Here is a 13,435-nt window from a genome sequence, read left to right on the forward strand (position 1 = left end):
GTAAACTACATTTATTTAGAGCCTATCCCACGCTTATCCAATTCCCTGCGCAACAGCCGCTTAATCCACCCCGCTTTGTTATCGTCGCCGTCTTCTTTCATTGCGATAGCCAGTCTTTCTGATAGATCAGCATCCAGACGGAGTTGCACAACGTGCCTTTCTTTTTGGTTGTCTTTGGTTGACATTGGTTGCCACTCCTGTATATTTTACATGCTGGTGTTCAATGTACACCAATGTAGTGAATTTAAAAAGCAACGCCCCGAAGTGCGGGAACACTGTCGAGGCGTCTAACCACATCATTACTGGAGGTAATGTATGGCTGTTGCCAATGGTACCACGTACGGATATTTAAAGCCCAACCCCTTCTCTGCTAACGCTTTTGTTTGCCATTCCCTTTCCCGCCGTTCTGCTTTACAGGAGGTGCGCAATGCTGCCTGACACCGATATCCTCTCCTCTGAACTGCGCGATATTTTCCGAAAACTGGATCTCTCGCAGCTTAGTGCGGAAGAGACTTTTCAACTGGCGAACGGTTGTGAAGAACACATCGCCGGGCTTTGCCATGGTCTGCACTTTCTGGGAAAAACCTTCGTCTCATTTGCAGACAGCGACGTGCTGGAGTTTTCCCGCGAAAGCCTGTGTCAGTTAGGCCACGGGTTAAAATCCGCCGCATCTCTGCTCCCGGCGTTGATGGAACTTCATCAAATCACTGAACGAAAAATTATCGCAGAGGATTATCTGCTCTAACCCGACATGGCTCCCACGGCGCGCAGTCAACGTTTTTGGGAGCCTGCACGGTTTTTCATTTCACATCCCTTGCGACAGATACCCGGTTTGAGTTGCAATTCGCGCTGTCCGATCTTATCGTTATGTACGGATTTTAACCGTACATAACCTGATAAAGATTATTGGCTGGTCTGTATAAATTCAGGCAGCCGGGGAGAGAACCGCTATGCCCGCACTGAAAAAACAGCGCATAGATCTGCGACTAACGGATGAGGATAAGAAAATGATCGAAGAAGCGGCGGCAATGACCAATCAGACGGTCACACAATTTCTGGTTAACAGCGCTTCTGAACGCGCCGCGGAAGTGATTGAACAGCACCGTCGCCTGATTCTCAGCGAAGAATCATGGACCAGGGTTATGGATGCTATCGAAAACCCACCAGCACCGAATGACAAACTTAAACGCGCCGCAAAACGTCTGCAAAACATGGAGTGAATCGTGGACAACCTGACCATTGAGATGTTCTCAGGAGAGACAGAGTATGAAACAGGAGGTTTTGATTGTGGTGAGGTATCGCTCAACGCTTTTTTAACCAACCATCTCAAACGCCAGCATGATGGCAAAATTTTACGTGCCTGGCTCCTTGTGACGAAAACGCCCAGGCCGCGCATTTTAGGCTATTACACCTTGTCTGGCGGCAGTTTCGAGAAAGAACAACTGCCCACGAAAACGCAGCAAAAAAAGGTGCCTTATCACAATGTCCCCTGCGTCATATTAGGTCGGCTCGCTATTGATAAATCACTCCAGGGAAACGGCTGGGGAGAAATCCTGGTGGCTCATGCTATGAGGGTGGTTTACACCGCCTCACTTACCATCGGCGTATATGGATTATTTGTCGAAGCACTCACTGGCAACGCCAAAAAATTCTATGAAAAGCTGGGCTTCATTCCGTTAGCCGATGGCAACCAGCATTCACTGTTCTATCCAACAAAGTCTATTGAACGCCTGTTCGAAGAGTAAGCTATCTCCAGCGGCAGTGGGTAACGCCGTTCGTTAACGTATCCCCTGCAATATATCCCCTGGCTCCAGGCCCACCAATCTCGCCAGATGCACAACTCAACCACATCTAACCTTCTTTCACCACTCTCAATTTTGGCGATAAAAGATTGCGGGCGACCAAGCGCTTCGGAAAGTTGCGCCTGAGTAATGCCTCGTTCTTTACGGGCTTTTTTGAGCGCGATGCTCACACGCTGGTACTCTTCTGAATAGACGGATGCCATTTGCTCCACTCTTTTTTCACTATTGCGAAATCTCATTTTCATGAGCACCTTTTACCCCAAATGAAACAACCAGTCAGAGAGGCCTCTGTTTTTACCGCGGCGCTTTCTGCGTATTTACGGTAGCTAATCGTTTCTCGCAATGCCTTTCTACCAAAAGGTGTGATCCCCGCAGAATACGCTGCGCAACTCACTGGCAATCTCCCCCGCCACCAGCAACACTCCTTAAGCCAACAGACAAAAGGAGCGAAACATGTCGGGCGATTTTTACTGGATCAATGAACCGCAGCAGTGGCGCGAAGCGCAGGGCAAAGTCGAGGTGCTCACCGATGGCAACACCGATTTCTGGCGCAAAACCTGGTACGGGTTTGAACGCTTCAGCGGCCACGGTTATGTGCATGATGTAACGGGCGATTTCACTTTTCAGGTGCGAATTCAGGCGCCTTTTTCCGCGCTGTATGATCAGGCGGGCGTGCTGTTGGTGGCGGATGATCAGAACTGGTTAAAAGCCGGGATAGAGTTTAATGACGGTGCGCCGGCCATCGGCAGCGTGCTAACGCAGGGCTTTTCGGACTGGGCAACCGGTATTTTCAACGGCGATGCGGGAGATTTCTGGTTGCGGCTGAGCCGCAAAGGCGATGCATTGCGCCTGCAATACTCCACCGACGGACGCGTCTGGCCGCTGCTGCGGCTGTGCCATTTTCCCCATCCGCGCTGTGCGGTCGGCGTGATGTGTTGCACGCCGGAGCGAAGCGGGCTGGCAGTGAGTTTTACTGAAATGGCGTTAACGCCGCTGCTGGAGAAAGATCTTCACGATCTCAGCTAATGTTTTGCCCCGCCTTCTCTGCTCACAAAATCCGGCCAGTCCGGTTTCCCTGAATAACGTAGCTGGCCGGTAACACGCTTCTCTAAAAAGCACTCAGCGCATTACCTGCCGATGGATAATCAGGTAGCGTTAATCATTATTTTTATACTGCACCTTAATTATATTTCAGTAACGCTACATTGGGTTGTTAGTAATATGTAAAGATGTAGAATATATTTATTACAAGAAATCAAAATCACGAAAATATATTATACAGGCGATGCAGAAAAATACTCCACTGCACATTTAACCCTTGTATTACATGGCTTTTTTATTCGCTAACCGGGAAGATAACAAAAGCGATTTTTTATTTTTTAACCATGAAGATTTCCCTTTGGTCGCCGATAAAAATAACGTTACCCCTGGAAATGGAATGTACCTGAGGCCGTTATGACTATTTTAAAAAAACTGCTATTTGTTTTTGCCATTACCTTTATCGCCATGCTTCTGCTCGGCGGTTTGAGTATTCGCGCATTAGACAAAGCACAAGAACGCTTTGATTATGTTATTGATAATAGCCTGCCCAGTATCAGTAAACTCAGCGAGGCACTACAGCATCGCGAAGAGGGAAGGCGGCAAATTCTGATGTCATTGCTGATTAATGATGAAGCCGTTTTTACTAAACATATGGCGCAGGCGAAAGAGGAGTTGAATAAAACCAAAGAGATATTTGAATATTACAAAGCGAATTTAATCAGTGATGATACTGATGCCCAACAATTGGCCAGCACGCAACAATCCTTTGATGCTTACGCGCAGAAAGTAGAATCAATGACAGGCGTTTATCACCGTGACGGCATCGATGCGGCACGGCAGATGGTGTCGGATGGCGGAGTTACAGCAAATGCTTCCGTTGCATTAAGTGCGAATATCACGGAAATGTTGAAACGCAATTATAATATCGCTAAGGAATATGCGGCTAATAACCATACGCAGTATCAGAATACGTTCTGGTTATTAATTTCAACGATTATCTTTTTATTAGTACTGATTGCCGTATTTGCCTCACTCATTCTTGGCTATCTGAATAAAGGATTGAAAAACCTACAAACCAGTATGGGCACTATTAGCGAATCACTGGATTTAACCCTGAAAGTGGATCTCGATAAAAAAGATGAACTGGGCGCGACTGCGGCGAGTTTTAATGGCCTGATGGAAAAAATCCGCAATGTATTGAGTAGCGTGAAAGAGGCCAGCAGTGAAGTCGATACCGCCGCCAGTGAAATCGCCAAAAGCAACGACGATCTCTCTTCACGCACAGAATCACAGGCGTCCTCGCTGGAACAGACTGCCGCCAGTATGAACCAGCTTTCAGCGACGGTGAAACACAATAAGGACAACGCACAGGAGGCGAATGCCTTTATTGGCCGTCTGCAGACGATGATGAACGAAAGTCATCGCGAACTGAGTTCCCTGCAAAAATCGATCGATGATATTTCCGCTTCATCGGCGAAGATCTCTGAAATCACCGACATTATTGACAGCATAGCTTTCCAGACCAACATTCTGGCGCTCAATGCGGCAGTGGAAGCTGCCCGCGCGGGCGAACAGGGTAAAGGCTTTGCCGTTGTGGCGGGCGAAGTGCGTTCGCTGTCGCACCGCTCATCCGTTGCGGCACGGGATATTCGCGGGCTGATCGATGAAGCGATTAAGAATGTCAGTGAAGGGGTCAGCTATGCCTCCAGCGTTACTACGCGGATGAATAATGCGCTGGGTGCAGTGGATGAAACCACATTGCTGATTAATCAGGTGAATAACTCATCCAGCGAGCAGAGCCACGGTATTGAGCAGGTGAATATTGCCGTCAGCCAGATGGAAGGTAACCTGCAACAGAACGCCGCAATGGTCGAACAGATGGCTACCGCCGCCAATTCGCTCAGCCATCAGGCCGGGAAGCTGCTGAATGATGTGAATGCGTTCAGGTTGTAGCCGAAATGCCGGGTGGCGCTCGCGCTTACCCGGCCGGTTGTACTCAGAATACGGGGTAACAGCAGTGCAGAAGATCGGGTTACTTTATTGTCGCGAAGCCACCAGCACCTGCAAGTATTTCAGGCAACTGCCGCCCCATTTCATTTCCATATCGCGGTACAGTTCTTCCGCCAGCCGGTACTCTTCTTCGCTGAGGGGAGCATCCGCTTCAATGAGGTAATCGCAGATCGTTTCAAAAGCCAGCCCGCTTTCGTTGTAATCCACATAATCGATGGCAAATTGCAGCCTTTCAGCGTCCACACGCCCGAAAAAGCGCGCGCCAAAGGCTTTCACTCTTACATCCATCATCGCACTTCTCCGCCTTTATTCGTCACCAGTGCCGCTAACGCCGGAACCGACACCGCAATCAAAAACAATACAACACTGATAGCCTGGCTCCCCCTCTCGCGCCAGTTGCCGAGCAGCACCGAGAGCAGAAAAAACGCTGCGCCGCAAAATAACATCGTCACACCAAATACGCGGTTCGCCCGATACCAGGCCGCTTCATCACGCAGCGTAAGCGCCGTGCGCACACCGTAAAAACGGTTCGGTTTAATGCGCTGCCACGCCAGCGCCATCAGAACCAGGCAACCGATACTCAGGTAAACAAAGGTCTCGTTCATGGGTGAAGCTCCTTTCCCATTGCGGGCTTTTATCGTTATCCCGACAAAGGGATAAAACCCTTAATATCCCCAGGTCGGGACATTGCGCCCTGGATGACGAAATAAGAACCCACAAATCCTGGTGGGTGAATTTCACAACACGCACGGCTGTCACTGCAGCCGACAGTAGCAGATCGACTACTGTGCAAGAAAGGCGTTGCCGGATGGCGCGATTATCCGGCAAACCGGGTTACGCTTGCTGTTCCCGCTGGCGATGAATCCCCATTGCCAGCACCTGCGCCGGGTCAAACAGCGATAGGCTCTCAACCTGCGATAACAGCAGCACTTTGCGGAAATCCAGCGCCGGGCGCGGCCCGGAAGCCAGCTCGATATTGTGTTCGGCGTACCACGCGCTGTAGTTGTGCTCGACATGCAGATCCAGCGTCTTTTCATCGCGATAGCCGCTCAACATCGGGATCAGCACAATGTTGTTCGCATCGCCGCTGTCAAACGTAGCAGTGTGGATCATACCGATGTAAATGCGCTGCGACTTAAGCGTTATCCACGCCAGATCGCCCGTTTCCATACATTGATAAATCAGCCCTTCCACGCCGTTGGCGCGTGACAGGTGTTTATACAGTTCACGACGCCCGGAGCTGTCCAGCCGCGCGCTGCCGGACCAGTTTGATCGCCAGAGACAAAACAGAACGGCAAAAGCCAGCATAATCACCACCGGCGCCTGAATGCCTAAAAAGCTCCAGTTCATAAAACTCATGTGCAAGTGATGCTGTTCGGCGCCAAATTCCGCAGGCAGTTGGTTCATCACGGTGGAAGCGATTAACAGACACAGCCATAGCAGCGCCGTGGCCAGAATGCCCTGCAGGACAAAAACGCAGCCATAAAGCGCCACCAGAAAATAGACATCCCAGCCGAAGCTACGTTTGAATTTAAAGCGCGTGGAGAGATCGTGCGAGGTATACCAGTAGCCGCAAACCATTAATACCATGAAGATGGCGGTTCCCATATTTACGCCCTCTTCAATGCGTCAACATGACGTTTAAAATCGTCCTGCACCTGCTGACAGTGAATATTCACCGAGGTATTACCGTCGGCATCAACAACAATACGATCGCCATCTTCAATCGAATCCTGGATCTCGCTATGGCTCATCACCTGCAATAACCGATCGGGACTGGCAAACAACGAATACAACATTTTTTTCATTCATCACCTCCGCAGTCAGTATAGAAACCGACTGCGGATTATGTGTTTTTTTATCCGAACAGAAGCAAATAGGGCGTGATGAATGACCAGCAGTGCGCCGGACGCTTACGCCATGAATAGCGGATTAACATCGCCGATGTGCGAAGTAGGGGTGCAAATTCAATAGCCGCTTTTTGAAATAAAAAACCGGAGGACGCTCCCCTCCGGTCTGCCATTTACTGGCCGTAATAGGCGTGCGAACCGTGCTTACGCAGATAGTGTTTGTCCATCAATGCCTGCTGCATATCCGCAAGCTGCGGGGACAGTTGGCGTGAGAACAGCCCCATGTAAGCGCACTCCTCCAGCACCACCGCGTTATGCACTGCATCCGCCGCGTTTTTGCCCCACGCAAACGGGCCGTGCGAATGCACCAGCACCGCCGGGATCTGCATCGGGTCAATATCGCGCTGTTCAAAGGTTTTGATGATCACTTCCCCGGTTTCATACTCATATTCGCCGTTGATCTCCTCTTCGGTCATCAGCCGCGTACAGGGAATAGCGCCATAGAAGTAATCGGCGTGCGTGGTGCCCCATGCGGGCAGATCCAACCCGGCCTGCGACCAGATAGTGGCATGGCGCGAATGCGTATGCACAATGCCGCCAATCTGCGGGAAACGGCGGTACAACGCCAGGTGCGTCGGCGTATCGGACGACGGTTTTTTGCTCCCCTCCACCACGCGCCCGCTGGCAATCTCCACCACTACCATATCGTCGGCAGTCATCACCTCATATTCCACGCCGGACGGTTTGATCACCATCAACGTGCGCGTGTCGTCCACGGCGCTGACATTGCCCCAGGTAAAGGTCACCAGATGATGAGCGGGCAGCGCCAGGTTGGCGGCCAGCACCTCGGCTTTCAGTTGTTCTAACATGCGAATCCTCCTTCCTGCATACGCGCTTCAATCCAGCGCCGCGCCTGAATAATCTCCAGCACCGGCTCTTTGGCTTTTTCGGTCCACATCTCAATCAAAAATGCGCCGCGGTAGTTCAGTTGTTGCAGCGTGCGGAACACGCCGACAAAGTCGACGCAGCCTTCACCAAACGGCACATCACGAAACTGGCCGGGGCTGTCATCAGTCACCGGCTGTGTGTCTTTCAGGTGAATGGCGGCAATACGGTCGATACCCAGCGACAGTTCGGCACTGACATCGTTGCCCCACGCGCTGAGGTTGCCGACATCCGGATAGACGCTGAACCACGGCGACGCGAGCATCTCATCCCACTTTTTCCACTTACTGATCGAGTTCATAAAGGCGGTATCCATGATCTCGACCGCCAGCATCACTTGCGCGGCGGCGGCCTGTTCCACCGCCCACGCCAGCCCTTCGGCAAAACGCTGCTGCGTGCCTTCGTCATGCTCTTCGTAATAGACGTCGTAACCGGCAAGCTGAATGGTGCGAATACCCAGATCGCGCGCCAGACGAATCGCTTTGCGCATGATGTCGCGCGCCCGCTCGCGCACCGCTTCATCGCGGCTGCCAAACGGAAAACGCCGGTGCGCAGAGAGGCACATCGAAGGAATTGCCACGCCGGTTTCCAGCATCGCTTCCACCAGCGATGCCCGCTGCGCAGTGCTCCACTCCAGCCGTGATAAGCGCTCATCGGTTTCATCCACTGACATTTCGACAAAATCGAAACCGCAGCTTTTCGCCAGCACCAGCCTCTCCGGCCAGCTCAGCTCTTTCGCCAGCGCTTTTTCATAGATGCCTAACGGATGCGTACGCATTAGTTATCTCCCCAGATGGCGCGAATTTGCGCGTGGAAATCGCTCGCGGTCTGTGCCGGATCCGCCGCGCCGGAAAGCGCACGCCCGGCAATAAAGGCTTTGACGTTAATATCTTTAAACAGCGGCAGATCGGCAGGCTGCAGGCCACCAGTCACCGACAGTTCAAGGCCGATATCCGACAGCGCTTTCATCCGCGCCAGATCGGCCTCACCCCACTGCTGGCCGCTGGCCTGCGCATCGCGTCCACGGTGGTAAATCGCCTGACGCACGCCAATGCGGTACCAGTCTCGGGCATCATCAAACGTCCAGTTGCCGAACAGTTCGATCTGAATTTCGCCGTTATGCGCCTGCGCCACGGCGTGGCCTTTCTCAATGGTCGCCAGCGGCGCAGCGCAGATAATGGTCATCCAGTTCGCGCCCGCGCCCAACGCCTGTTGCGCCAGTGTTTCTCCGGCATCGGCCACTTTCCAGTCGGCAACGATAATCTTCTCCGGGCACTGCGCACGCAGGGCGCGTACGGCGTTTAGCCCCTCGCTAAGGCACAAAATGGTGCCGGCTTCGACGATGTCCACGTGATCCTGTAATAACGCCACATCGCGCCGGGCAGCCGCAAGGCTGGTATGGTCGAGCGCCAGTTGCAGTAATGGTCGGCTCATAACGTCTGCTCCTTAATGCGGGCGTGAAAGCCCTGTAGTGCTTCAATCAAAAACTGGTAATTCGCGTATTTGCGCTGGTAGGCGGCGTGCGCGGCCATATCGGGAGTGAGCGTGCGAATGTCATGCTTCAGCGTTTGCTGCGCGTGGTGAAAATCGCGGAATACGCCGGTGCCAACCAGCGCCGCCAGCGCCGCGCCGAAGCAGCCGGTCTCTTCCACCTGCGGTAACTCCACCGCTAAGCCGCTGACATCCGCCAGCATCTGCATCCACACTTCGGAGTGCGCCGGGCCGCCAGTGACCCGCAACGCACGCACCGCGGTAAAGCGTTCCCGCATGCGATTGAGGTGAGTCATATGGCAGAACACCACGCCTTCATACACCGCCTGCAACAGATGTGCGCGGGTGTGCAGCGCCTGCATGCCGTAAAAGCCGCTGGTCATCTCCAGCCCGGCGTTGCTGCCGTAGAGAAACGGCAGGAAGAACAGCTCGCTGCCTGCTTTCGGCAGACTGGCCACCGCCTGGTTGATCTCGTCGAAAGAGATGTCTCCCCACTGAGCGGTGAGCCACTCAAGATTGCCAGAGGAAGTCGGGCTGGCTTCATGCACGATGTACTGGCTGTCATTGACGTAGCGACCGTAAACATAAGGATGCGCTTCGTGATCGCGAAGCCCGTTGGCAATACCGCTGGTCACCGCCCATGTTCCCATTACCGCATTGAGCCGCTGCTCATCCTGCAATCCGGCGCAGAGTGCGGTGGAAACCACATCAAACAGACCGCCAACGACGGGCGTACCCGCCGCCAGACCGGTTATGGCGGCTGCCTGAGTGGTGATTTCCCCGCAAATTTCGGCGCAGCGGACAATCGGCGGCAGCGCGGCGTCAATTTCCTGAATACCCAGCCACTGCGACAATCGTGCGTCGTAGCGCTGGCTTTCCATGTTGTAGAGATTGGATTCGGAGATATTGCTCTCTTCGCAGCCTTTGCGACCGGTCAGGCACCAGCGTAAATAGTCGTGCCCCATCATCACGCAGCCAATCTGTGCATAACGGTGTGGTTCGTTCTCCTTCATCCAACGCAGCAGCGAAACCGGGTGCCCGGTCCATAACGTCTGGCGGGTAAGCGGATAGAGTTTTTGCGGAATACCATCCTGCTGCCAGCGGCGGACAATATCCAGGGCCCGGCGATCGGAGGACAAGATCGCCGTTCCCAATGGCTGGTCGTTTTTATCGAGCAGAAATAATCCTTTTCCCTGTGCCGAAATCCCCACGCCGCGAATAAGTTTCCCTGGTGTGTGGGTCTGTTTTAGCAGGCGGGAAATCGTTTCGGCACACGTCGTCCACAGCGCGTGCATATCGCGCTCGGCATAGCCTGGTTGCGGGCTGAGCGTTTTCAATGGCTGGCGCTCAATGCCGTGCTCCCGGCCCTGGCTGTCATATAAACCGGCTTTCAGATAAGTACCGCCACAATCGATACCCAACCAGAAGGTCTCTTTTTCACTCATCTTTATGCTCTCGTTGTTATTGCCGCTGATTGCCCGGTAAGCACCGGGCATCGCGGTCAGGCTTCGCGTTTGCGTGCGCCGAGCGGGTTAACGGCTGCGTTTCCCGCATCGCATTTCGCTGGCAGCAGCAGTGCCATCAGCGCGGCGAGCGCCAGGGAAATCGCCAGGCAATAGACCCCGGCATCTTTGCTGTAGAGGTTGATCAGCACACCCACCGCATACGGGCCGCAGAAACCGCCGAGGTTACCCAGTGCGTTAATCACGCCGCGCGCGCCACCGGCCATTTCCGCGCTGAACAGCCGCGCCGGAATGGTCCAGAACACGCCCGCCGCCGATTGCAGAAAGAAGCCGCAGCCAACCAGCGCCGTATAGGAGAGCCAGATGCTCTCTTTCAGCGCCACCGACAAGAACATGCACAGTGCAAACCCCACCAGTGGCAACGAGACAAACAGCTTGCGTTTACCGGTACGGTCAGAGAGGGAAGAGAAGATAAACATCCCGGCAATTGCGCCGATGTACGGCAGAATGGCCAGCATGCCCACCTGCCCCATGGTGCTGTGAGTAAGTTCTTTCAGAATGGTGGGCAGCCACAGGGTGTAGCCGTAGATGCCGGTCTGGTAGAAGAAGTTGAGCGCAATCAGTTGCCACATAGTTCTGTCGGAGAGCACGGCGCTCAGCGAGGCGTTCTTCACCTCTTTCCCGGCAATGGCGCGCTGCTCTGCTGCCAGCGTCTCAACCAGATATTTTTTCTCGGTCTCCGAGATCCAGCGCGCTTCCTGCGGACGGTCATAGATAGTCATCGCCCACAGCACCAGCACCACAATGGAGAGCAGCCCTTCGATGATAAACAGCCAGCGCCAGTCCAGCGCGGTAATGATCCAGCCGGAGAGCGGCGCAGTGACGATACCGGCAATCGGCACAAACATGATCACAATCGCGTTGGCGCGGCCACGTTCCGCATCCGGGAACCAGTTGCTGATCATCGTCAGCACCACCGGCAGCATGCCGCCTTCCGCCACGCCGAGTAAAAAGCGCAGTGCCAGTAACTGATACTGGTTGGTAACCAACCCGGTCAGTACCGAGATCACCGCCCAGGCTACCAGTGACCAGCCGATAAATTTCTTGCCGCTACCGTGCACGGCAATTTTGCCGCCAGGCACCTGCAAGAAGAGATAACCGATAAAGAAAATTCCCCCGGCGAGACCGGCCATCGACGCGGTAATACCGAGTTCCTGATCCATCCCGCCGGGCATGGCAAACGCGATATTCACGCGGTCCATATAGGAAATAATGCAAGCGATAAGAATCGGGGGAATTATTCTTAACCAGCGCTGATGCGGAATATCCGCAGGTGTAGAGTAAGAGGATGTATTCATAATTAGCATCTCGTTAAAAGTAACAGGTATGCGATGACAGAGTTTGTTGTATTTATTGTCTGGCTTTATTTAATGCGTTAATGCCGTCGCGTAATATCGCGACACGATGGTCAATACTGGCCCTGGCATCAATTTCCAGTAATTTAATGCCGCTGAATAATAAATTATCGTTTGCCGTGGCGTTAAATAACGCGCTGGCACGATCGACTGTTAATAAACTCTCGGCGCAAAACGGAGCAAATGGCGCGTGCAAATCCTGCCATTCACCATAAGCGCCCTGCTGCGTGGTGCCGGAGAACATCAAGCCGCGCAATTTTCCGGCCTGTTGCGCCCGTTGCGTATGGCTGAGCGGTAGTGTCGTATTGCGCCCTTCAATGGCCGAACGCGCCCAGTTAATGCACACGCCAATCTCCACGCCCGCCAGCGTTTCCAGTACATTTTCCAGCGGCAAAAAGCCCTTACGCGGCGCGGGCTGGTTCATTGCATCGCAATGTTCGAGCACCAGCTCGCAATCCCAGTCCCAGCGGGCAATTTCCGCGATTGATCGGGCAAATGCGTCGGTAGCCTGTTCCACGCTGGCATTACCCGCCAGCGGCGCGGCCTGCATCTCCAGCGCGATGATTTTGCCGGGAAAACGGGCATTGACCGCGCGGATTTTGTTATGCAGATGGCGGTAATAATCAACGCAGGCGCGGCGCTGTTGTTCATCGCTGGAGGCGAGGCCAAAACCGCCGTTCGACGCGCGGCGACGCATGGTTTCCATCACCGCTGTCACCACTATCTGCCACTCGCCCGGCGTGTGTTTCAGCAGCCACTCATCGCCAAGCGGGTGCAGATTCTCCAGACAAGGCTGTTCCAGCCCGGCAATGTGCGGCGTATCCGCCAGTTGCCGCCAGAAATCCCGTTCCTGCTCTTCACCCTGTTGGTGAAACGACGGCGCGCAGGGATACGCACCGATAATATAACCGGCATTATTATTCATATTTCGCTCCTACTCAGTGGCGAATTAATTCAATGCAGAAATCGCCACCTTCACAACAATTTTACGAATAGCCGTTGCGCGATGTTTATTACAGGCCGGACGATGAACATCCTGCGGGAAAAATATCGCGTAGCTGCCTGGGACCATTTCAAAAAAGGATTCGTTTTCACTGTCCTGGTAATAAATAATATCGCGCTGGGCCAGCAGTTCTTCCTGAATAACGTTATTTCCGCGGTCAATCGCGATACCGATCTCTTCTTCGCCCCACGCCAGAAACTGAATATCCAGATAGCGGCGGTGAACTTCCGGTTTCTGCTGCTCCCTGGGCTGGGTGGTCAGGTCAAGAATCTGCGCAAAGACCGTGCGCCCGTCAATTTCCACTACACCAGGTTGCAGGGTGCGGAAATCGGTGGTGCGCAGAAATTCCAGCGCGGTTTCAATCGCTGCCGGTAAGCGGCAGGGATTGGGCTGTGAAATATGGCCGAAGATCATC

At 53.5% G+C, this 13,435-nt stretch carries 17 protein-coding genes and 1 pseudogene; 5 read left to right on the top strand and 13 right to left on the bottom strand.

All coding sequences use genetic code 11. The annotated features are described in order from the left end of the window. Window positions 1-11: 11 nt before the first annotated feature. A complete protein-coding gene (locus tag CWM66_RS29055; RefSeq protein WP_167287342.1) occupies window positions 12-185 on the bottom strand; it encodes a hypothetical protein in 174 nt (57 codons plus the stop codon). A 242-nt stretch (window positions 186-427) separates the two neighbouring features. Here CWM66_RS29055 and CWM66_RS05665 point away from each other — a divergent pair, with 242 nt between their 5' ends. The 3 genes from CWM66_RS05665 (at window position 428) to CWM66_RS05675 (ending at window position 1,745) form a co-directional block, all read left to right on the top strand. Further along, a complete protein-coding gene (locus CWM66_RS05665) occupies window positions 428-745 on the top strand; it encodes a hypothetical protein (RefSeq protein ID WP_107146325.1) in 318 nt (105 codons plus the stop codon). Window positions 746-950: 205 nt separating this feature from the next. Further along, the gene (locus CWM66_RS05670) at window positions 951-1,220 is read left to right on the top strand and encodes a DUF1778 domain-containing protein (RefSeq protein ID WP_107146326.1); all 270 of its coding nucleotides are present in this window, start codon (window positions 951-953) and stop codon (window positions 1,218-1,220) included. A 3-nt stretch (window positions 1,221-1,223) separates the two neighbouring features. Then, window positions 1,224-1,745, top strand: a complete 522-nt coding sequence (locus tag CWM66_RS05675) for an N-acetyltransferase (protein WP_071920472.1) — start codon at window positions 1,224-1,226, stop codon at window positions 1,743-1,745. A gap of 33 nt (window positions 1,746-1,778) precedes the next feature. On the opposite strand, the pseudogene CWM66_RS05680 reads toward CWM66_RS05675, so the two are convergent. Beyond that, window positions 1,779-2,005 (bottom strand): annotated as a pseudogene (locus CWM66_RS05680) (helix-turn-helix domain-containing protein). Window positions 2,006-2,255: 250 nt separating this feature from the next. Between CWM66_RS05680 and CWM66_RS05685 the strand changes: the two are divergent. Together CWM66_RS05685 and CWM66_RS05690 are read left to right on the top strand one after the other, a co-directional pair. Continuing rightward, the gene (locus CWM66_RS05685) at window positions 2,256-2,828 is read left to right on the top strand and encodes a DUF1349 domain-containing protein (RefSeq protein WP_107146327.1); all 573 of its coding nucleotides are present in this window, start codon (window positions 2,256-2,258) and stop codon (window positions 2,826-2,828) included. Window positions 2,829-3,257: 429 nt separating this feature from the next. Beyond that, the gene (locus CWM66_RS05690) at window positions 3,258-4,796 is read left to right on the top strand and encodes a methyl-accepting chemotaxis protein (RefSeq protein WP_107146328.1); all 1,539 of its coding nucleotides are present in this window, start codon (window positions 3,258-3,260) and stop codon (window positions 4,794-4,796) included. A gap of 84 nt (window positions 4,797-4,880) precedes the next feature. On the opposite strand, the gene CWM66_RS05695 is transcribed toward CWM66_RS05690, so the two are convergent. The 11 genes from CWM66_RS05695 to CWM66_RS05745 all read right to left on the bottom strand — a co-directional run bounded on the left by CWM66_RS05695 (window position 4,881) and on the right by CWM66_RS05745 (window position 13,434). Further along, on the bottom strand, window positions 4,881-5,144 hold the full coding sequence (locus CWM66_RS05695; protein WP_007373812.1) for a MafI family immunity protein: 264 nt from the start codon (window positions 5,142-5,144) through the stop codon (window positions 4,881-4,883). Then, window positions 5,141-5,458, bottom strand: a complete 318-nt coding sequence (locus CWM66_RS05700) for an SdpI family protein (protein WP_107146329.1) — start codon at window positions 5,456-5,458, stop codon at window positions 5,141-5,143. Before CWM66_RS05700 ends, CWM66_RS05695 begins: the two co-directional genes overlap by 4 nt. A gap of 229 nt (window positions 5,459-5,687) precedes the next feature. Further along, window positions 5,688-6,461 (bottom strand): hypothetical protein, encoded by a 774-nt coding sequence (locus CWM66_RS05705; RefSeq protein WP_007373810.1) that lies wholly within the window; start codon window positions 6,459-6,461, stop codon window positions 5,688-5,690. Between the two features lie 2 nt (window positions 6,462-6,463). Beyond that, window positions 6,464-6,661, bottom strand: a complete 198-nt coding sequence (locus CWM66_RS05710) for a hypothetical protein (RefSeq protein ID WP_007373809.1) — start codon at window positions 6,659-6,661, stop codon at window positions 6,464-6,466. Between the two features lie 215 nt (window positions 6,662-6,876). Then, window positions 6,877-7,572 (bottom strand): L-ribulose-5-phosphate 4-epimerase, encoded by a 696-nt coding sequence (gene araD, locus CWM66_RS05715; RefSeq protein WP_007373808.1) that lies wholly within the window; start codon window positions 7,570-7,572, stop codon window positions 6,877-6,879. Then, a complete protein-coding gene (locus CWM66_RS05720) occupies window positions 7,566-8,426 on the bottom strand; it encodes an L-ribulose-5-phosphate 3-epimerase (protein ID WP_007373807.1) in 861 nt (286 codons plus the stop codon). The genes araD and CWM66_RS05720 overlap by 7 nt, the downstream gene beginning before the upstream one ends. After that, window positions 8,426-9,082 (bottom strand): 3-keto-L-gulonate-6-phosphate decarboxylase UlaD, encoded by a 657-nt coding sequence (ulaD, locus tag CWM66_RS05725; RefSeq protein WP_007373806.1) that lies wholly within the window; start codon window positions 9,080-9,082, stop codon window positions 8,426-8,428. The genes CWM66_RS05720 and ulaD overlap by 1 nt, the downstream gene beginning before the upstream one ends. Continuing rightward, window positions 9,079-10,584 (bottom strand): FGGY-family carbohydrate kinase, encoded by a 1,506-nt coding sequence (locus tag CWM66_RS05730; RefSeq protein ID WP_107146466.1) that lies wholly within the window; start codon window positions 10,582-10,584, stop codon window positions 9,079-9,081. Before CWM66_RS05730 ends, ulaD begins: the two co-directional genes overlap by 4 nt. A 56-nt stretch (window positions 10,585-10,640) precedes the next feature. Next, window positions 10,641-11,960, bottom strand: coding sequence for an MFS transporter (locus CWM66_RS05735; RefSeq protein WP_072438392.1), 1,320 nt, complete (start codon window positions 11,958-11,960; stop codon window positions 10,641-10,643). Between the two features lie 52 nt (window positions 11,961-12,012). Then, window positions 12,013-12,942, bottom strand: a complete 930-nt coding sequence (locus CWM66_RS05740) for a DUF4862 family protein (RefSeq protein WP_107146330.1) — start codon at window positions 12,940-12,942, stop codon at window positions 12,013-12,015. 24 nt (window positions 12,943-12,966) lie between these two features. Further along, window positions 12,967-13,434: a YhcH/YjgK/YiaL family protein gene (locus CWM66_RS05745; protein WP_107146331.1), complete on the bottom strand. Its 468-nt coding sequence runs from the start codon at window positions 13,432-13,434 to the stop codon at window positions 12,967-12,969. Between the last annotated feature and the right edge of the window lies 1 nt (window position 13,435).

Origin of the sequence: Kosakonia sp. H7A, from assembly GCF_003028445.1 — a bacterium.
GTDB lineage: Bacteria > Pseudomonadota > Gammaproteobacteria > Enterobacterales > Enterobacteriaceae > Kosakonia > Kosakonia radicincitans.